A 20991-nucleotide genomic window follows, 5' to 3' on the forward strand; every position below is an offset into this window, starting at 1 on the left:
ACGGAGGGAGTGCCAACCTCCCCTCGCCGGGCGAAAGCTGAACTGCGCCGGGATCAGAGCGGGGATCGATTGGACGCGCGGGCACAGGGCGGGCGCAGTGTCACCCGCCTCACCGCCGCAGCCGCACGGCGCACTGACTGCAGGCAGGCACCACGCGGCTTCCGCCACGATCAATCCGGAACTCTCAGCCCATCCTTGAAGGCGTTCCACTTGTCCCAGCGGAAGGTGCGGGCCGGGCGATCCGGCCGCACTTCGAATATCAGTGTCTCGCGCACCGCTTCGCCTTGCGGGCGTGTCGCGGTTACCAGCGCGCTGTGCACACCCGGCGCGATTTCCTGGGGCAGGCGCAGTTTCCAGAGATGCGCGCTATGGTCGGCCACCGAACCCTGGGGCTGGGGCGGCGATGCCGGAAATCGGGTTTGGCGGCCTTGGATGAAGCCCTGGTTCTCGGCGACGCCAGAGCGGCTCTGGATGGCGGTGCGCGCCACCGTCAGCTGGCGCTCGAGCGCGAACGGATCAGCATAGTCCGGGCCGCTCCGGCTATCCTCCCCCCGCGCTTCCTGGGTGTGCGTCATGGCGATGAAAGGCGCGCCGTCGATCGAGACCTGCACGTTTGTCGCGCTGTCACCCATCCAGACATTGGCGGTGATCCAGCTGCCGCCGGCCAGATCGGCTGGCGTGAGCAGTTTTTCGTCGGGCAGGTCCTGCACGCTGAGCGGGGGCACCGGTCCGCGCTTCTCGCGGTCGGCGGCGCGCCAGGCGAGCAGCGTCGTCGCCCAGCGGCGGAAATCCGGGGTGTTGACCGACAACCACATGGCCTTGTCCCGCGGCAAGCCGGTCGCACGGTAATCGAGGGTGTAGTGCAGGCCGCGAACCTGCATGTCGACATAGCCGCGCGGCGATCCATCGCCTTCCAGGCTCATCGGAATACCGGCGACGTCATAGTCGCCGCCCCACCAGTCGCCCGCAACGGCGCCAGCGATCAAGTGGCGGAACGGCAGCTTGTCGACCCCCACCGCGGCCTTCCAGCCATTATAGGACTCGCCGGGCGCCAGATTTTCCAGCGTGTGGCTGTGCCCCGACAGGTCGAGCGCCTGGCGGCCCTCGAGCAGCGCGTAGAGTTCGGGCGCGTTGTCGGTCTGGTGCGCCCATTCCTTGGCATTGTCGAAGCCTACCAGCGGGATGTGGTGGCCGAGCACGATCAGCTTGCCGGGATCGGTTGCCTTTACCAGGTTGGCGATGAACGCCATCTGGTCGTCGGTGAAGCGGCCATTATAGCTCTTCTGCGGATATTCGACACAGAATGGGCGCGTACCGTTGCGGTTGTCATGCTTGCCGCAGGGGTAAACGACATTGTCGAGCGCGATGAACAGCACGCGGCCGACTTCGAAGGCATAGGTGGCCGGCCCGTAGAGGCGGCGCCAGGTGTCGGACGCGTCGGAGTCGCGATCGGCATCCGAATCATAGTCGTGATTGCCCTGCACCCACCATTGCGGAACCTTGATCTCGCCGAGCACCTCGGCAAGGCGCGGGATCAGGCCGAGATCGTCGCCGACCAGATCGCCCAGCGCGAAGATGCAGGCAGGTGCGGCACCCGTGCGGTCCTTCAACTCGCGCACGATCGAGTCGCGGGCATAGCCGATCTCGTCGCCCGAATAGACCTGGACATCACCCAGTACCGCGCAGTTGAAATCGTCCTTCACCACGCTGGGTGCGAGCGGAAAGTTGATCGCGCGTGGCACCGGCCCGGTCTTCGGCATGCCACCGAAGCGCATCGGCTTGGGCGAGCCTGCCGGCTTATGCTCGTAGGAGAATTGCGGGATGAAGCGCCGGTCGGTCGGCACGCGCCAGCCGCTCGGCTGCACCACGAACACCGACATGTCGCTGCGCACGGGCAGGCGGTAGCCTCCGTCGGCGCCGGTCTTCACCACCTCGCGTCCATTGGACACGTTCACTCCGCCAAGGCCATGCTCGTCGCCGTCCAGCACGCCGTTGCGGTTGGCATCGTCGAACACCGTGCCGTGCACGGTGCGGGCGTAGGGATCGATCCCAGGCACGACCTCTATCGACGCGAAATAGGGGGAATCGACGGGCGCTCGCTCCTGCGCAAGCGCACTCCACGCCAGGACCAGCGCCCCCAAGGCGACGACTAGCAGCAAGTGATGCAGCCACTTGGCCTTGATCATGCCCAAACCCCCTTTGTGCGGCGACCCTACCGCTGGCGGCGCGCCCTACGCGGCCTCTCAACGGAACTCAACACTAAAACCACATTCTCGTTAACGAGGAAGGCGAGCGACGTAAGCTCAACCGGAGAAGCCCGTCTGGAATTTGGACTATGTGACTGATACCGCTTTTCATGTCACAAAATGTCAACACGGCCCGCTTAGTGGCGGCGCGGGATCGACGAGGCGGGCTGGCGCAGGGCGAGCCGCATCTTCGATGAACAAAGATCAATGAATGGGGGTCTCATCGTGAAGTGCTTTTCGCGAACCGTGCGGCGTGCCGCGCCGCTGCGTGCTGCCTTGCTGCTGGGTGCAGCCGTTCCAGCCGTGACGCTTGTCGCGCCGGCGAGCGCGCAGGACTATACCAACATCGTCGCTTCGGGTCGCGTGATGGGCGAGAACGGCGCCCCGGTCGCCGGCGCCACGGTGACCATCACGTCGTCGGACCGGGGCATAACCCGCACCACCCAGACCAACGAGGCGGGCGCGTACAGCTTCGCCCAGATCACGCCGGGCGCGTACGACTTCCGCGTCACCGCCGCGCAGTTCGCGCCCTATGAGGAGCATCAGGTCCAGCTGACCCGCGGCAATGGCGGCGCCAACAGCTTCCGCCTGATCCCGCTCGGCGCGGATGCACCCGAAGAGATCGTGATCCGCGGATCGCGCGTGCGTACCGCAGACTTCAACGACACCACCACCGGCGCGGTGATCGACCTGGCCGACATCGACAAGCGCGTGCCGGTTGCGCGATCGCTTCAGGAGGTCGTGCTGCTTTCGCCAGGCGTCGTGCGCGGATCCTCGGGCTCGAACGGCACCTTCGCCAACCAAGTGGCGATCAGCGGTTCGGCGTTCACCGAGAATGCGTATTTCGTCAACGGCCTCAACATTTCCAACTTCCGCATGGGCCTGACCCCCGTCGAAGTGCCCTTTGACTTCTACAAGACCGTGGAAGTGAAGACCGGCGGCTTTCCCGCCGAGTTCGGCCGCGCCACCGGCGGCGTGATCAACGCCGTCACCAAGTCGGGCAGCAACGACTTCCACGCCAGCGTGCTCGGCACCTGGGAGCCGAACGGCCTGCGCTCCTCCTCGCCCGCGACGATCGAGCTGGACAATGAAGACGCCACCGCCACCCGCCGCGAACTGGTGTTCCAGGCGAGCGGCCCGATCGTGAAGGACCGCTTGTTCTTCTACGGTCTCTACAATCTGCGCGACTTCACCTCGTTCACCCCCGACGCCGACCAGGACAATGCGACGGAGGTGAAGAACCGCAGCCCGTTCTGGGGCATCAAGGTCGACGGCTACATCACCGACGACCAGCATCTCGAATTCACCTACTTTGACAGCACCAACGACACGCGCACGCGCAGCCTGAACTATGACCGCGACAGCGGTGAACGTGGCGACGTGGTGGGCGGCACCAACCAGCGTGCTGGCGGCATCAATTATGTCGGGCGCTACACCGGCACCTTCGCGCCGTGGCTGACGGTTTCGGCCGCATATGGCGTGAACAAGCTGCGCGACGGATCGCTGCCGCTCGACATCACCAACGAGAAGGTGCTGGATTACCGCACCAACCCCGCCGGCACCGATATCGGCCTCAACCGCGTCAGCGACGCCTATGGCCAGACCGATGACAAGCGCGACTTCTACCGCGCGGATGTCGACTTCAACTTCCAGCTGCTCGGCGGGCACCACCTGCGCATCGGCTATGATCACGAGAACAACAAGTCGACTCAGATCCACCAGACGATGGGCGACGGCTTCTTCAAGATCTTCACTGCCAACGCCGAAACGGCCACGCGGCTGGGCGTCCCGGTCGGCACCGATTATTACACGACCCGCGTGTACCGGAACAACGGCAGCACCACCGTGAAGAACGAAGCCTTTTACCTCCAGGACGACTGGTCGCTGCTCGGCGACCGGCTGAAGCTCCAGCTAGGCGTGCGCAACGACCGCTTCAGCAACCAGGGCGTGGACGGCGAATCCTACTATGACTCGGGTGATCTCTGGGCGCCGCGGCTCGGCGCCTCGTTCGACGTGTTCGGCGACGGGCGGACCAAGGCCTATGGCTTTTTCGGCAAGTACGCGCTGCCGATGGCGGGCGACATCAACCTGAACGTCGCCGGCGGGCTGGTCACCTATACCCGCTACAATGTGTTCAATGGCTTGAACCCGGGCGACAACACCCCCGTGGCGGGCGCAGCGATCCTGGGCCCGTCCAACTTCCGCGCGTGCCCCGACACCGGCATCATCAATTGCGAAGTGTCGGCAGACGGCACGCCCGCCGATTACTCCGGGGCGATCGCGCACAACCTCAAGCCGCAATCGGTCAACGAGTTCATCCTGGGCGGCGAGCACCAGTTCAGCGACCGCATCCGCGTGGGCGCGTATTTCACGCACCGCACGCTGCAGAACGCGATCGAGGACATCTCGATCGACTTCGGCGCCCGTGCCTATTGCGTCGGCGCCGGCTTCACCGCCGCGCAGTGCACCGCGGCCTATCCCGGCGGCAGCAACTGGACGATCGCCAATCCCGGGCGCGACCTGACGGTGCGGATCAACCGCCTGCCCGATGGGACCACGCCAGTGGTGACGCTGCGCGCGGAGGACCTTCGCTATCCCAAGCCCAAGCGGAACTACAACTCGCTCACCTTCACCTTCGATCGCAGCTTCGACGGGGTGTGGGGCCTGGCCGGCTCGTACACCTGGGCGATGGACAAGGGGAATTACGAAGGCGGCATCCGATCGGAGAACGGCCAGCTTTCGGTGAACCGCTCCGCCGACTTCGATTCGCCGGGGTTCACCAACGGCTCCTATGGCTATCTGCCCAACGACCGCCGGCACACGCTCAAGATGTACGGCAGCTTCCGGCCGTTCAAGTTCCTCGATCTTGGCAGCAACGTGCTGATCCAGTCGCCGCAGCATAACAGCTGCATCGGCACGGTGCCGATCGAAGTCGACCCGACCGCTTATGGCTATCATGGCTATAGCTATTACTGCCGCGGCGAGCTGATCCCGCGCGGCACCGCGTTCGACGGCGACTGGCTGTACCAGATCGATGCCAGCGCGGTGGCACGCCTGCCGCTGCCGCGAGTCGACGCGTCGCTGCGCTTCGACGTGTTCAACCTGTTCAACATGAAGTCGGTCACGGCGTATAACCAGTCGGGCGAACTGAGCGACGGTTCGGCCAACCCGCTGTACCGCACGCCGGTGGCCTATCAGTCGCCGCGCTATGTGCGGCTTCAGTTCCGGCTCGGCTTCTAGACGCGCTTCAGATCGGGCCGGATCGGCTTATGCCGGTCCTGCCCGATTGACCGCTTCGGTCAGCGACGGCACGGTCGCGGCCAAGTCCTTCAAGGAGGGGACAGTTTATCCTGAAACGTACGCAACGACAGCGCGAGATCGTCGCGCGGCTGCGCGGCGGGCTGGCAGTCTCGGTCACCGGGCTTGCCGCGGAACTGGACGTGTCCGATGAGACCATCCGCCGCGAGCTTCGCACGCTGGAGGAACAGGGCGCGATCGTGCGCGAACATGGCGGCGCACGCCTCGCCGCATCGGCATTCGAAGGGCCGCTCACCCAGCGCATGGAGGAGAATGCGGAGGCCAAGCTGCGCATCGCCCGCGCCGCCGCGGACTTCGTGTCCGATGGCGCGATCCTGTTCATCGATTCGGGTACCACGTCGTGCTTCATCGCCCGCCAACTCGTGGAGCGGCGCGGGCTGACGGTGATCACCAACTCGCTGCAGGTCGCCGCCGAACTGGGCAGCATCAACGACAACCGTCTGTTCCTCGCCGCGGGAGAGATGGACCCGGGCTACCGCGCCTTTTCCGACCACAGCGCGCAGGCCTATGTCGCGCGCTTTACGCCCCACCTCGCAATCCTGTCGGTCGGCGCCATCCATGCCGAGCGGGGGCTGATGGACTTTCATCCGGGCGAGGCGGCGATGAGCCGGATCGCGTACCAAACTTCCGAACGGGTGCTGCTAGGTGCCGATTCCTCGAAGTTCGGCCGGCACGGGCTGATGCACACCGCCGCGCTGGAGGAGGTCGACATTCTGGTCACCGACCAGCCGCTGGCGGACGATTATGCCCGCGCCTTCGCGCATGCGGAGGTCGTTGTCGCCTGATCCGCAGCCGGCCTTGCCCGCCAAAGCGCAAGCGCAGCCGGAGGGACGGCGCCCAGCAGCGCGATCGCGGCATGCAACGACCAGAACTGTGCTGCGGGCATGCGCCCGTACAGCGCGCCGACCGGTCCGATCCACAGGCTCGCGGCAAAACCGTGCAAGTAGAACAGGCCCACCCAGAGCCCCACGTCGCGCGGCGCGGCGGCGGCGGTGACCAGGCTGAGCCCTGCCGGCCAGACCAGGACGATGGCAAGGTCGATGCAAGCGAGATATGCGAGGACCACGACCAGCGGCAACGCCTGACCGCCGGCGACAAGCTCGGCGCAGACAAGCACCAGATTGCCCACGGCGCAGGCGACGCACCCAAGCGCGATCTCCCAAAGCGGTTCCGTCACCCAGCCGCGCCGCGCGAGCAGGCGCAACCCGAACTGCGCCAGTGGAATCAGCGCGATGGTGAACAGCCCGTCCAGCGCCAGCAGCCAGGCGGTGGGTATCGTCCATCCCGCCACTTGCAGGTTCACGCGCGCTCGTGCCCAGGGCATGAACATGTTGCCCAGCTGTTCATAGGCGGCGAAGCACAGGTAGGTGGCGGCAAGCGTGGCGACCAGCAGCGCCCAATCTCCGCGTCTATGGCTGTTGGCGACTCGGTCGGAGGGTGTTTGGGGCATTTGCACGGCCCCCCCGCCACGCTGCCGGTCGGCCAAATGCCAGCTCAGCAGCCCGAGCAGCACCATGCCCGCTGCCGCGGCGCAGGCGTAGCGCCAGCCCGCCTTCGCCTCCAGCGCCCCGCACACCAGCGGGCCAACCGCCATGCCGCCGTTTAGAAAGCCCAGGTAGATCGCATAGCCGCGCCGGCGCGCGGTCGCGTCGGCAAACAAGGCGCCGACGATGACCGAAAGGTTGCCCTTGAGCACCCCCGCTCCCACCGCGAACAGGGCGAGGCCGGGCAGGAACAACACACGGCTCGCCATGAGCGCGAGCCCTGCCAGTATACAGGCACCCGCGAGATAGATGGCCCGGCCGCGCCGCGCCAGGCGGTCGCCCAATATGCCGCCCAGCGGCACCGACAGGTACAAAAGCCCGGCCGTCACGCCATAGAGTTGCGAGGCCAGCCCGGATGTCGACAACGGCCCGAAGATTCGCTGGAAGAAGTGTTGCAGCGCGCCGGCGCCCAACACGTCCCGCGCGCCGTCTGCCAGCACATGATCGATCAACACCAGCGCGAGGATGGATTTGATCCCGGCGAGCGAAAAACGCGCCGCGCATTCTGTGGCCGCAAACGCGTAAAATGCCTGTGGCGCGGCGCGCCTGTTCGGAACAGCACCTGTTGCGCTACCCATCTGCCCCTGACCTTTCGCAAGGCCGGGTAGGTGCCAATCATATCAGGTTCGTGACATGCCCGGCAATTCCGCTGGGGGCACCTGGTATCGACGCGTCCTGAACCACAGGCCGGACGGGGAACGCGTATCCTCGAGTGACTCCGGCGCTTCGGCGGAGGTGGTGCGAAAGACGTGCGCTTCGTCGCTACCCAGCGCGAAGGCAGGAGGCTCGGCGCCTAGCGAGGCTCCATGCGCGGCCGGAATAGTTGCCCGCCTTCGATGAAGTAGACGAGCACCAGCACGGCCACGCCGATCGCGAGGTAGCCGATCGCGAGCGGCAGCGTCGTGCCTGCGTAGGATTGGCCGATGGCCGAGCCGACAAGCACTGCGCCTATGCTGGTGATGAAGCCCTGTATGGACGACGCAGTGCCGGCGATATGGCCGACCGGCTCCATTGCCATGGCGCCGAAATTCGCGCCGCACAGGCCGATGCACGTCATGCTCAGCGCCTGGAACACCATGAAGCTGATCAGCGTCTCCCAGCCCCACTCGATTACCAGGACATGCACGACGGACAGGAAGATGAGCGCGAGAACGGCGGACTGGGAAATCAGCCTCGTTCCCAGCCGCTCGACCAATCTGCTGTTGGCGAACGACGCCATCCCCATCGCGCCTGCGCAAAGGGCGAAGAGCACAGCGAAACGCTGGCCGGCCCCGAACTCGTCCACGAAAATCTGCTGGGCGGAAGATACGAATGCGATGATGCCGCCGAAGGTCAGCGATGCCGCCGCGGCATATCCCACCGAAAAGCGATTTGAGAGGGTCAGGCGGTAGCTTTGCTTCAGGCTGGCGATCGAGATCGGGACACGCCTGGCCACGGGCAGCGTTTCGGGCAGGCGCACGAGCGTCCAGGCGAGCACAAACGCCGCGAACATACCCAGCGCATAGAAGATGAAGCGCCACGGCCCTAGGGCGAGCAAGCCCTGTCCGAGCGTGGGCGCCAGGATTGGCACGATGAAGAAGATCATCTGCGCGACCGACATGGTTCGTGCCATTTGCCGGCCCGAGGCGCCGTCGCGCACAATCGCCACCGCCAGCACGCGCGTGGAGGCCGACATGAGCCCTTGGAGCAGGCGCGCGGCAAGCAACGCCTCGAATGTGGCAGAGCTTGCCGCGAAGATGCTGGCGGCCACGAAACCTACCAGCGTCGTTATCAGGATCGGCCTGCGTCCGAAACGGTCCGCCAGTGGTCCGTACACCAGCTGTCCGATGCCAAACCCCACCATGTACACGGTCACCACCCACTGCCGGTGGTTGGCTTCGGTCACGAACAGATCCCGGCCGATATCGGCAAGCGCCGGCAGCATCAGGTCCACACCCAAGGCGTTGACGCCCATGAGCGCCGCGATGAACGTGACGAATTCGCGGGGATGCATGCCCGCGGGTGCGGAATGGGACCTCATGTAGCTCCTCTTGCGGACCATGACGGTCACCACAAGCGGTTTGATCGGCGATCAATCCGCGCGGGAGCGGAAGTCGGCGCTGTCTTTCCTGGCGTTCGCCTGGAACCAAGTACCTCGCGAACCTTCACTCCCCTGACGGGAAGAGCGGGTCCAGCTACTTTCCCGCCCGCGCCGCCGCCACTGCCTGTGCCAGCCCGTCATAGGTCTGCGCGCCATAGATCAGCTTGCCGCCGATCACCCAGCTCGGCGTGCCCGTCATCGCCAGCTTCTCGCCAAGCTGGCGATTGCGCAGGATCTCGGCCTCGACCGGCTTGGACGCCGCGGTCCGCGCCGCGGTGGCCTTGTCGAGCCCGGCCTTGGCCGCGGCCTGCTCGATGCCTTGGGCGGTCGGTCCGGCGGCGTAAAGCGCTTCATGGAAGGCGCGGAACTTGCCCTGCTCGGCGGCGGCGAGCGCCCAGCGCGCGGCCGTGACGCTCTCAGGCCCCAGCACGGGATATTCGCGGTAGACCACCCGTACGTTGGGATCCTTGGCCAGCAATTCGCTGATCCCGGGCAGGCTCGCGCGGCAATAGCCGCAGGCATAATCCAGGAACGCGACCACCGTCACATCGCCGTCGGGATTGCCGGCCCAGGCCCCGGCATAGGGCTTGGCCAGCGCATCGATCTGGCCCGGCACCGCACCTTGCGCCGCCGCCTGCGCCTGCTGCGCCTTGGCGCTCTCGCGCGCCTGGAGCCGCTCCATCGCCTCGGGAAGCACTTCGGGATGCTCGAGCAGATATTGGCGGATCGTCTCTCCTGCCACCTGCGGCGCAGTCGCGCGGGCGATCCAGGCATAGATCGCCGCGCCCAGCGCCGCGGACAGGATCAGCACCCCCGCCAGCACGAGCGGACGCAACGGCTTTTCGGTCATTCAGTTGCCCCTGCGCTTGTTGCGCTTGTCTTCTTCCATCGCAGTTTGCGACACCATCATGATGTCCTGCGCACGGATCCAGTCGGACGATCCCTGCGGCAGTCCGTTCATCGCCGCGCGCGCGCTGATCAGCGCGGTGCGCGTGTCGCCGACCAGGTTTGAGCGCTCGGCGGTTGCCAGCGCGGTACGTGCCTGGTCGCCCTTGCGGTCATACACCGTGCCCAGATTGACCCAGGCGAATGGATTCTCACGGTCGCGTGCCACCGCCTGGCGCAGCACGCTCTCGGCCTCGGCCAGGTTCGCCTTGTCCTCGGTCGCGATCAGCGCGTGGCCAAAGGTCGCGGCGATCAGCGGCTGGCTGTTCGACCGGCGCGTCGCCTCGCGCAGCGGCGCCAGCGCCTCGGCAGGCTTGCCCGATTCGAGCAGGATCTGCCCTTCGAGTTCCAGGAAATACGGATCGTTCGGCGCCGCCTTGACCAGCGCGCTCGTCTCCGCTGCCGCCTGATCGGGATAGCCCGACTTGTGATAGGCATAAGCCCGCGCATAATGCGCCGGCAGCGACTCGTCGCTTGGCGGATAGAGGCGCAGCGTCGCCTTGGGCTCGTTCACATAGCCGCGCAGCTTGGCTTGGATCCGCTTGAAGCGCGTCTCGAAATCCTGGTTGATGGGCTTGTTCCAGGCGGCATTGGCCTGAAGATCGGCGGTCAGCGTCTCGACGCGCTGCTGCGACATCGGGTGAGTCTGCGCGAACGGATCGACTTCGGGGCTGGTCGAATAATAGCCATAGCTGTGCATCTGCTTGGTCAGCTTGTTGAAGAAGCCGAGCATGCCCTTCCCGCTGATCCCCGCGGTGCCGAGATAGCGCGCGCCCGCCGCGTCGGCGGAGGATTCCTGCACGCGGCTATAGGCCAGATACTTACCCATCGCGGCGCGCTGACCCATCATCATCATGCCCGTGCCCGCCTCGGGCGAGCCCGCGGCGATCGCCGCCACGCCGAGCAACAGGCTCAGGATCGAGATATTGGTATAGCCGCCGTCGTTCTGGAACACGGCATGGCCGCCGACGATGTGGCCGATTTCGTGGGCGATCACGCCCTGCACCTGGTTGGCGCTGTCGGCGGCGTCGAGCAGCCCGGTATGGATGTAGACGATCTGCCCGCCCGCGACAAAGGCGTTGATCGAGGGATCCTGGATCAGCACCACCTTGGCATTGGCAGGCGACAGCCCCGCCGCCTGGAACAGCGGGCGGGAGATGTCCGACAGCCACGCCTCGGTCTCGGCGTCGCGCAGCATCGACTGCGCCATTGCCGGCTGAACGGCGAAACAGGTGAGGCAGAGCAGGGCCAGCCAGGCGACGACGCGCTTCATCCCCACGATCATCCTTCCACTCTCCATTCGCGGGCCGCTGTTCGGCCCGGCGCCTGAACCCGGCGTGAAGGAGGGGGAGCGGCGGCGATGCGCCGCTCCCCTTGTCCGATCAGGCCTTGTCCGATCAGGCGCCGAAGGTGCGCTGCCACCAGCCGCGGCGCGGCGTCTGGCCGTCGCCACTATCCGCGGTGTCCGCGTCGCCACCGTCTTGCGCGGAGGCGTCGGCCAGGGGCGCTGCCTCGGCGGCCGGCGCTTCTGCGGGCGCTTCGGCTGCGGTGGCGGCCTCAGCCGGTGCGTCAGATGCGGCATCGGCCTTTTTGCGGCGCGTCCGCTTGGGCTTCGGCGCAGGCTCGGCTTCCGCTTCGGGCGCTTCCGCCGCAGCTTCGGCGGGCGCTGCTTCTGCAGCGGCATCGGCCTTCTTGCGGCGTGTGCGCTTGGGCTTGGGGGCGGGTTCCGCCTCGGCCTCGGGCGCTTGCGTCACGGCTTCGGCAGGCGCGGCCTCGGCACCCGCTTCGGGAGCAGCGTCGGCCTTTTTGCGGCGCGTCCGCTTGGGCTTGGGGGCGGGCTCCGCTTCTACTTGCGGCGCCGCTTCGGCTTCGGCCTGCACCGGCTCTGCCTCGAGCGCAGCCTCGGCGGGCTCGGCGGCTGCGGCGGCCTCGGTCGAACCGGCGGCATCGCTCACCGCGTCCTCGGCGCCGGCGCTGCCGCGGCGACCACCGCGACGGCCACGGCGGCGGCGCTTGCGCCCGCCTTCGCCTTCATCGCTATCAGCAGGCTGCGAGGACTCGTTTTCCGCCGGTGCACGATCCTCGGCTTCGGCTTCTGCCTCCACGTTACCCTCGGCCTCGCCCTCTTCGCCGACGGCTTCCTCGCCGCCTTCCTGCTCGCGGCCACGGCGGCCACGGCCCCGGCGGCGCCGGCGGCGCTTGCCGCGGCCCTCGTCGTCACCTTCGGCGCGCGGACGCTCCTCACGGGCGCGGGGCGCTTCGGCTTCCGCCTCTTCGGCCTCTTCCTCTTCCTCGTCGACTTCCTCGACGTAGTCCTCTTCGTCCTCGGGCTCTTCGACCAGCGCCTCGATCTTGGGCGCATAGGCCGGCGGCGGGCCGGCAGCCTCCACGGCCATGCGCGCGCCTTCGATCTCGCCGTCGGCGATCACTTCGATCAGGACGCCATAACGGTCCTCGATCTCGGCCAGTTCGGCGCGCTTGCGGTTGAGCAGGTAGAAGGCCGCTTCCTGGCTGGCGCGCAGCGTGATGTGCGAGCCGCGGCCGCGTGCAGCCTCGTCCTCGATCATACGCAGCGCCGACAGGCCGGCCGACGACGCGGTGCGGACCAGGCCCGAGCCCTCGCAATGCGGGCAGGTGCGGGTCGATGCTTCCAGCACGCCGGTTCGCAGCCGCTGGCGGCTCATTTCCATCAGGCCGAAGGCTGAGATGCGGCCCACCTGAATGCGGGCGCGGTCGTTCTTCAGCGCCTCCTTCATCGCCTTCTCGACCTTACGGACGTTGGACGAATGATCCATGTCGATGAAGTCGATCACGACCAGCCCGGCCATGTCACGCAGCCGCAGCTGGCGCGCGATTTCCTGCGCAGCTTCCAGATTGGTCGCGGTCGCGGTCTGCTCGATATTATGCTCGCGGGTCGACCGCCCCGAGTTGATGTCGATCGACACCAAGGCCTCGGTCGGGTTGATGACCAGATAGCCGCCCGACTTCAGCTGGACGACCGGGTTGTACATCGCCGACAGCTGGTCCTCGACGCCCGCGCGCTGGAACAGCGGCACCGCATGGGCATATTGCTTCACCTTGCGCGCATGGCTCGGCATCAGCAGCCGCATGAACTCCTTCGCTTGGCGATAGCCGTCCTCGCCCTCGACAATCACTTCATCGATGTCGCGATTGTAGATGTCGCGGATCGCCCGCTTCAACAGGTCGCTGTCGCCATAGACCAAAGCCGGCGCAGAGGATTTGAGCGTCTCCTCTCGGATCCCGTCCCACAGCCGGGCGAGATAATCGAAGTCGCGCTTGATCTCGGTCTTGGTGCGCTGAAGCCCCGCGGTGCGGACGATGCAGCCCATCGAGGGCGGCAGCTTCAGGTCCGCCATGATGCCTTTCAGGCGCTTGCGGTCGGCGGCGCTCGAAATCTTGCGCGAGATGCCGCCGCCATGCGCAGTGTTGGGCATCAGCACGCAGTAACGGCCGGCAAGGCTCAGATAGGTGGTCAGCGCCGCACCCTTGTTGCCGCGCTCTTCCTTGACGACCTGGACCAGCAGCACCTGGCGGCGGCGGATCACGTCCTGGATCTTGTAGCGGCGGCGCAGGTTCATCCGGCGCTGGCGCAGCGCATCGGCCTCGTCACCATTGCCGCTGCGCTTGCCGCGGCGGCGGCCACGGCCACGCGCTTCGCCGCCCTCTTCCGAGCCGCCCTCTTCCGAGCCTTCCTCATGCTCGGCGTCTTCGTCTTCTTCGTCGTCGTGCTCGTGATCGACCAGCTCTACGCCGTCCTCACCTTCGGCATCGGCCTCCAGGTGATCGTCATAATCCTCGTCGCCATCCTCCTGGGCGCGCAGTGCCGCTTCCTCGGCGGCATGCTCGGCCTCTTCGCGCAGCAGCGCTTCGCGGTCTTCCTTGGGGATCTGGTAGTAATCGGGATGGATCTCGCTGAAAGCGAGGAAGCCGTGGCGGTTGCCGCCATAATCGACGAACGCGGCCTGGAGCGAGGGCTCGACCCGCGTGACCTTGGCTAGATAGATATTGCCCTTGAGCTGCTTGCGCTCGGCAGACTCGAAATCAAATTCCTCGATCCGATTCCCTTTGACGACGGCGACCCGGGTTTCCTCCCGGTGGCGTGCGTCGATCAGCATACGCGTGGTCATTGAATGTTCTCCGGGCGCGCCGGCTCATGTCCCTCACGGAACGGGGCGCGTGCGCGCGATATTGAATGCGGGCCGCGCCGGACGTTCCGGGCGCAGTCTCGCTGGATGGAAAAGATGCTGTTGCTGCACGGGCACGCGCGGACCGGCGGTCCACTGGCTCCACCACGGCCGCGCTGCCGGCGAAAGCCTGGCGAAGCGGACGGTGGGGAAATTGCCTCATGCGAGCGTCAACCTGAACTGTCACGGCACACGTGGCCGCGGATACTTCCCGATACAAGAGCCGGGATATGGATTGCCTAGCACCCCCCGCACCCTGCGGCAACTACGCGCAACGCAATGATTGTTTCGCGGGGACTACGGACAATTCCTGAACATGGCAGCGCCAGGTTTCCGCATGATTAACCCTGCGATTTAACCGCGACTTGAGCCTCTTCGCCTATGATGTCCGTGTCAGGGTAGACGCGTATCGAGTACCAAGTCATGCAATTGTGCTGGACCCCCAAGGGCCCTGCGCGGCATATCGCGCGGGTGTTGTTCCTGTTCGCCCTGCTCTCCGGTTGGCTGACCGGTGCTCCGAGCTGGGCGGGCGTCGTTCAAGAAGTGCGCGTTCGCGGCGATCGCATCGTCGTGACCTTCGACGCGCCGGTCGCCAGGGCGAGCAGCTTCGTGCTCGCCGGCCCACAGCGCATCGCGCTGGACGTCGATGGCGCCGAACCAGGCAGCGCGGCCTATGCCGATGGCCCGGTGGCGACGATTCGCCAGGGCGCGCAGGGGGCCGGCGGCGCCCGCATCGTGTTCGATCTCGCCCGCCCGGCCATCGTGACGGAGGGCAGTTTCGGCCGCGACGGCCGCACCCTCACGCTTCAGATCAAGACAGTGGACGACGAACGCTTCGCCCGCGCCGCTGCCGAGCGCCGCCTGAGCTTCCTGCCGCCCTTCACCTTCCTCCAGCCCGCCGCACGTCACCGCTACTCGGTGTCCATGCCCGTGCCAAAGCGCAGGGCCAGCCTGAAGCTGCCCAAGGTGTATGGCGATGCTGACCGTCCGCTGGTGGTGATCGACGCCGGCCATGGCGGGCACGATCCCGGCGCACTGTCCCCCGACGGCAGCTTGCGCGAAAAGGACGTGACGCTGCGCATCGCCGAGGCGATCAAGCAAGAACTGCTCGCCTCGGGCCGGGTGCGCGTGGCCCTGACCCGCGACGACGACCGTTTCCTGGTGCTCCAGGAGCGATTTGGCCTTGCCCGCCGGCTGAAGGCGGACCTGTTCATCTCGGTCCATTGCGACAGCGCCGCCAATCCCGACGCGACCGGCGCGACCATCTACACGCTGTCCGAAGTCGCTTCGGATAAGGAAGCCGCCAGGCTCGCGGCGCGTGAGAACAAGGCCGACATCATCGCCGGCGTCGATCTGGGCGGCGCCAGCCCCGACATTTCCTCGATCCTGATCGACCTCACGCAACGTGAGACGATGAACATGTCGGCCAACTTCGCCCGGCTGCTCGGTCGCGAGGCCCAGCCGCTTATCCCGATCAAGGCCAATTACCACCGCATGGCCTCGCTGATGGTCCTCAAGGCACCCGACCTTCCCTCGGTGCTGTTCGAGACCGGCTATATTTCCAATCTCGCCGATGCCGAGTTCCTGGCATCGCCCGCTGGGCGCACCAAGGTTGCCGAAAGCGTGCGCAAGGCCGTGGAAATCCATTTCGCCACCCGCATGGCTTCCCGCTGACGACAATCCGATTCCCTCGTTCCGTCCTGCTCTTATAGGACGAAATCGGCGGAGTGGTTTCGCACACGTTTCGATTGGCTTTCATCGCGGCCGAAACTTGCTACACCGCGCGGCAGATGGCGGACGGCGACACTTCAGGCGAAACGGTGCGGATCAGGCGCGGCCTGAGCGGCGCAGGCGGCTTATTCGGGCGGCTGCGGCGGCGCTGGTGGTTCCGCGTTCTGGCGGTGCTGGCGCTGCTCGCAGGGATCGGCGTCTTCCTGCTTTGGCTGTTGTTCGCGCGCAATCTTCCCTCGGTGGAAACACTGCGGACCTATGAGCCGCCGCTGCCGACCAATGTCCGCTCGGCCGATGGGATGCCGATCCACAGCTATGCCCGCGAACGCCGCGTTCAGCTGAGCTTCCCTGAATATCCCAAGCTGCTGGTCGGCGCCTTTCTGTCGGCCGAGGACAAGACCTTCTTCGAGCATCACGGCGTCGATTTCCCGGGGCTGGTGCGCGCCGCCTATGAAGGCATCACCAGCGGATCGACTCCGCGCGGTACCTCGACCATCACCCAACAGGTTGCCAAGAACCTGCTGGTCGGGGACGAGGCGAGCTATGTCCGCAAGGCGAAGGAAGGCATCCTCGCCTGGAAAATGGAGGACACGCTTTCCAAGGAGCAGATCCTCGAACTCTACCTCAATTCGATCGAACTTGGCCGCAACGCCGGTGGCGTGGCCGCGGCGAGCGAGGCCTATTTCGGCAAGGAACTCGACCAGCTCACCCTGCCGCAAATGGCGTATCTGGCGATCCTGCCCAAGGGACCAGCCAATTACGCGCCTGAGCGCCACGCGGATCGTGCGCTGGAACGCCGCAACTGGGTACTCGGGCAGATGATGGCCAACGGCTATATCGACGCGGCGCAGCATGCTGACGCCGTTGCCGCGCCGCTCGGCACGGTGCGCCGCCAAACGCCCAAGTTCGAGCGCGTCGGCGGCTATTTCGTCGAGGAAGTCCGCCGGCAGCTGTTGAGCAAGTTCGGCGAGAAGTCCGACTCCGGTCCCTACAGCGTCTATCAGGGCGGCCTGTGGGTGCGCACCTCGCTCGACCCGCGGCTTCAGGGTTTCGCCCAGAAGGCGCTGCGCGACGGGCTGCTGCGTTACGACCGGGGCCGCGGCTGGAGCGGACCGCTCGCCCATAAGGAGATCGGCAACAGCTGGCTCCAGACGCTGCTCAACACCAATATCGGCCTCGACTACGAGAATTGGCGTGCCGCCATCGCTATCGAGCGGAGCGGCGACGGCTGGGAGATTGGCTTCGACAATGGCCAGACCGGCCGCCTGCCCCGCTATGCCGCCGTTATGCCGGTGCGCGGCAAGGGTGGCGAAGCGTTCTCGGCGATCAAGCCGGGCGACATCATCGCGGTCGCGCCCGAAGGCGCCAACTGGTCGCTGCGCTCGGTGCCCAAGGTTTCGGGCGGCATGGTGGTCGAGGACCCCCGCACCGGCCGCGTGCTGGCGATGCAGGGCGGGTTCGACTCGCGCATCCAGTCGTTCAACCGCGCCACCCAAGCGTTCCGCCAGCCCGGCTCGACGATCAAGCCTTTGGTCTATGCCGCGGCGATGGAGCGCGGGCTGACACCGGCGACCATCGTCGTCGATGGTCCTTTCTGCGTCTGGCAGGGCGCGGGCCTGGGCAACAAATGCTTCCGCAACTTCGGCAACATGCGCGGTGCGGGGCCCAAGACCCTGCGCTGGGGCGTGGAACAGTCGCGCAACCTGATGACGGTCCAGGTCGCCAACCAGATCGGCATGGAGCCGGTGGTCGACCTGATCCAGCGCGTGGGCGTCACCAAGAACAAGTTTCCGCCCTATCTCAGCTATGCGCTGGGCGCGGGCGAGACCACCGTGATGCGCATGGTCAACGCCTATTCGATCCTGGTGAACCATGGCCGCGCGCTCGATCCCACGGTGATCGACTTCGCCCAGGATCGCCACGGTCAGGTGATCTGGCCAGAGAATTGGCGCCCCTGCGACGGGTGCAACGCCCGCGACTGGAACGGCGGCGCCATGCCGCGCCCGGTCCGTCGCGGACGCCAGCTGGTCGATCCGCTCAGCGCCTATCAGATCGTCCACATCACCGAAGGCGTGGTCCAGCGCGGCACCGCCACGGTGCTGCGCGATCTCGACCGGCCGTTGATGGGCAAGACCGGCACTACCAACGGCCCGACCGACGTTTGGTTCGTCGGCGGCGCCGCGCAGATGATCGCGGGCCTGTATCTCGGCTATGATTCGCCCACCAACCTGGGCGGCTATGCCCAGGGCGGGTCGATCGCCGCGCCGATCTTCAAGCAGTTCGCCATTCCCGCGTTCGAGGGCATGCCCAAGCTGCCCTTCACCGCGCCCAAGGGCATCCGCATGGTCCGCATCGACCGCGCGAGCGGGCGCAAGGTCGCAGGCGGCTGGCCGTCCAACGACCCGCTCTCGCCGATCATCTGGGAAGCCTTCAAACCCGAAGCCGAACCCCGCCGCGGCCGCCGCTCGATGGAGCAGGACCCGCAAACCAGGGCAAAGGCCGCCGCGCCCAAGGCCGCCCCCAAGGCCGAACGCCAGAGCGACAGCGATTTCTTGCAACGCGAGGGCGGAATCTACTAGCGGGCGTCTTATATCTACCGTCGTCATCCCGCCTCATCGGGTGACGTCAGGCTTTGAAAGGTTCAACGAACATGCGCGCCGAAGCGCAGGCTCACGTCAATCAGATCCAGGCAGCCCTGGCGCTGCTCCGCCGTTCCCTCGATTGGGACCGCGCGCTGCGCCGGCTGGACGAACTCAACGCCCGCGTCGAGGATCCCACGCTGTGGAACGACGCCAAGGCCGCGCAGGATGTCATGCGCGAACGCCGCCGCCTGGACGAGGCGATCGGCGCCACCCGCGCCATCGAGAGCGAGCTCAACGACACCGTCGAGCTGATCGAGATGGCCGAGGCCGAGGGCGATGACGAGATGGCGAACGACGGCACCGCCGCGCTCGCCGCGCTCGCCGAGCGCTCTGAAAAGGACAAGGTGGTGGCGCTGCTCTCGGGCGAGGCCGACGCCAACGACACCTATGTCGAAATCAATTCAGGCGCGGGCGGCACCGAAAGCCAGGACTGGGCCGGCATGCTGCTGCGCATGTACACCCGCTGGGCTGAGCGCACGGGCATGAAGGTCGAGCTGGTGGATTATCATGCCGGCGAACAGGCTGGCATCAAGTCCGCGACTCTGCTGATCAAGGGCGAGAACGCGTACGGCTATGCCAAGACCGAGAGCGGCGTCCACCGCCTGGTCCGCATCTCGCCCTATGACAGCGCCGCCCGCCGCCACACCAGCTTCTCCAGCGTGTGGGTCTATCCGGTGATCGACGACAATATCGACATCGAGATCAACGAAAGCGAACTGCGGATCGACACCTACCGCGCGTCCGGCGCGGGCGGTCAGCACATCAACACCACCGATTCGGCGGTGCGCATCACGCACTTGCCCACCGGCATCGTCGTGCAGTGCCAAAACCAGCGGTCGCAGCACAAGAACAAGGCCGAAGCCTATAACCAGCTGCGCGCGCGCCTGTACGAACGCGAGCTGGCCGAGCGGGAGGCCGTGGCCGACGCCCAGAACGCGACCAAGACCGATATCGGCTGGGGCCACCAGATCCGTTCCTATGTCCTCCAGCCCTATCAGCTGGTGAAGGACCTGCGCACCGGCGTGACCTCCACGGCCCCGTCCGACGTGCTCGACGGCGCGCTGGATTCGTTCATGGCCGCCGCCCTGTCGCAGCGCGTCACTGGCGAGACCGTGCAGGTGGAGGACGTGGATTGAGGCCATGCCTCGTCCTGAGTGCCGCGATGCTGCTCGTCGCCTGTGACGGGGGCGCGCGCACGCCGGGCGAGAAGCGCGCGGATCCGGGCAGCGGCTTCCCCGCCGCCGATCGGCCGGTGGCAAGCATCGTCTCGGCGCGCTGGTCGACCGAGGAGGCCCGCGACCGGCTGAAGGAAGCCGATCGGGTGATGAACCTGGCCGGCATCAAGCGTGACATGACCGTCGCCGATATCGGCGCCGGCGAGGGCTATTACACGATCCGCCTGGGTCAGCGCGTCGGCAAGGAAGGCCGTGTCGTCGCCGAGGACATTGTTCCGCAAGTGATCGAGCGGCTGGGCGAGCGCGTGGTGCGCGAACGGCTGGCCAATGTCAGCGTGCGCCTGGGCCTTCCCGCCGATCCGCGCCTGCCCGAAGCGAGCTTCGATCGCGTGCTGATGGTTCACATGTACCATGAGATCGAATCGCCCTATGAGTTCCTGTGGCGGCTGCGGCCGTCTCTGGCCCCGGGCGGGCAAGTGATCGTGGTCGACGCCAACCGCCCGACCGAGCAGCACGGCACCCCGCCCAACCTGCTGCGCTGCGAATTCGCCGCGGTGGGATATCGCCTGATCTCGATGCGGCAAATGCCTTCGGCCGGCGGCTATCTGGCGATTTTCGGCGCCGAAGGTGCTCGGCCCGAACCCAATATGATCAAGGCGTGCCGCAGCGGCGTCCGCGCGACCCCCGCAGCGATCCAGCAGGGTTCAGAGTAAGCCCAGGGTCCGGAAGCTGGTGACGCCGCGCGCCGCGATGATCAGGTGATCGATCAGGCGCACCTGCAATCCCTCCAATGCCTGCGCCACCAGGCGCGTCGTCTCGCGGTCCGCGGCGCTCGGGGTCGGATCGCCACTGGGATGGTTGTGCGCCATCACCACGGCACAGGCGTCGAACGCGAGCGCATCACCGGCAATCGCGCGGATCGGCACGGCTATCCGGTCGACCGCGAGCGACCGGACATGCCGCACCCCCAGCAGGGTCCGGCCCCGGTCGAGATAGGCGAAGGCGAGCACTTCCACCGCCTCACCCGCCAGCGGCTCGAACAAAGCCTGCGCCGCGGCGGCATCGTCAATGCGCCGAGGGGCCGGAAGAGGTTGGTCCGCCATGC

At 66.5% G+C, this 20991-nt stretch carries 13 protein-coding genes; 6 read left to right on the forward strand and 7 right to left on the reverse strand.

Annotated elements, in window-relative coordinates; translation table 11 throughout:
* Positions 1 to 170: 170 nt before the first annotated feature.
* On the reverse strand, positions 171 to 2186 hold the full coding sequence (locus FHT02_RS14410; protein WP_184088965.1) for a calcineurin-like phosphoesterase C-terminal domain-containing protein: 2016 nt from the start codon (positions 2184 to 2186) through the stop codon (positions 171 to 173).
* 285 nt (positions 2187 to 2471) lie between these two features.
* On the opposite strand from FHT02_RS14410, the gene FHT02_RS14415 reads away from it, so the two are divergent.
* A complete protein-coding gene (locus FHT02_RS14415; RefSeq protein WP_343056954.1) occupies positions 2472 to 5486 on the forward strand; it encodes a TonB-dependent receptor in 3015 nt (1004 codons plus the stop codon).
* Between the two features lie 137 nt (positions 5487 to 5623).
* Complete coding sequence (locus tag FHT02_RS14420) at positions 5624 to 6349, forward strand: DeoR/GlpR family DNA-binding transcription regulator (protein WP_343056957.1); 726 nt, start codon at positions 5624 to 5626, stop codon at positions 6347 to 6349.
* Here the strand turns inward: FHT02_RS14420 and FHT02_RS14425 are convergent.
* From FHT02_RS14425 to FHT02_RS14445, 5 genes are all read right to left on the reverse strand, one after another.
* Positions 6307 to 7686, reverse strand: a complete 1380-nt coding sequence (locus tag FHT02_RS14425; protein ID WP_184088971.1) for a POT-type proton-dependent oligopeptide transporter — start codon at positions 7684 to 7686, stop codon at positions 6307 to 6309. The two genes, FHT02_RS14420 and FHT02_RS14425, sit on opposite strands and share 43 nt — an antisense overlap.
* Before the next feature lie 215 nt (positions 7687 to 7901).
* The gene (locus tag FHT02_RS14430; protein WP_184089180.1) at positions 7902 to 9101 is read right to left on the reverse strand and encodes a multidrug effflux MFS transporter; all 1200 of its coding nucleotides are present in this window, start codon (positions 9099 to 9101) and stop codon (positions 7902 to 7904) included.
* 181 nt (positions 9102 to 9282) lie between these two features.
* A complete protein-coding gene (locus FHT02_RS14435) occupies positions 9283 to 10038 on the reverse strand; it encodes a DsbA family protein (protein ID WP_184088974.1) in 756 nt (251 codons plus the stop codon).
* Positions 10039 to 11406: a M48 family metalloprotease gene (locus FHT02_RS14440; protein ID WP_184089182.1), complete on the reverse strand. Its 1368-nt coding sequence runs from the start codon at positions 11404 to 11406 to the stop codon at positions 10039 to 10041.
* 124 nt (positions 11407 to 11530) lie between these two features.
* Positions 11531 to 14281, reverse strand: coding sequence for an Rne/Rng family ribonuclease (locus FHT02_RS14445; RefSeq protein ID WP_425506441.1), 2751 nt, complete (start codon positions 14279 to 14281; stop codon positions 11531 to 11533).
* Positions 14282 to 14761: 480 nt separating this feature from the next.
* Between FHT02_RS14445 and FHT02_RS14450 the strand changes: the two genes are divergently transcribed.
* The 4 genes from FHT02_RS14450 (at position 14762) to FHT02_RS14465 (ending at position 20599) form a co-directional block, all read left to right on the forward strand.
* Complete coding sequence (locus FHT02_RS14450; RefSeq protein WP_184088977.1) at positions 14762 to 16012, forward strand: N-acetylmuramoyl-L-alanine amidase; 1251 nt, start codon at positions 14762 to 14764, stop codon at positions 16010 to 16012.
* A gap of 116 nt (positions 16013 to 16128) precedes the next feature.
* Entirely contained in the window at positions 16129 to 18648 is a 2520-nt protein-coding gene (locus FHT02_RS14455) for a penicillin-binding protein 1A (protein ID WP_184088980.1), read from the forward strand.
* Between the two features lie 71 nt (positions 18649 to 18719).
* Complete coding sequence (prfB, locus tag FHT02_RS14460; protein ID WP_184088983.1) at positions 18720 to 19847, forward strand: peptide chain release factor 2; 1128 nt, start codon at positions 18720 to 18722, stop codon at positions 19845 to 19847.
* A gap of 26 nt (positions 19848 to 19873) precedes the next feature.
* Entirely contained in the window at positions 19874 to 20599 is a 726-nt protein-coding gene (locus FHT02_RS14465; RefSeq protein WP_184088986.1) for a class I SAM-dependent methyltransferase, read from the forward strand.
* On the opposite strand, the gene FHT02_RS14470 is transcribed toward FHT02_RS14465, so the two are convergent.
* Positions 20591 to 20989, reverse strand: coding sequence for a JAB domain-containing protein (locus FHT02_RS14470; RefSeq protein ID WP_184088989.1), 399 nt, complete (start codon positions 20987 to 20989; stop codon positions 20591 to 20593). The genes FHT02_RS14465 and FHT02_RS14470 overlap by 9 nt on opposite strands.
* Positions 20990 to 20991: the final 2 nt, after the last annotated feature.

Origin of the sequence: Sphingomonas xinjiangensis, from assembly GCF_014199255.1 — a bacterium.
Classification (GTDB): Bacteria; Pseudomonadota; Alphaproteobacteria; order Sphingomonadales; family Sphingomonadaceae; genus Sphingomonas; species Sphingomonas xinjiangensis.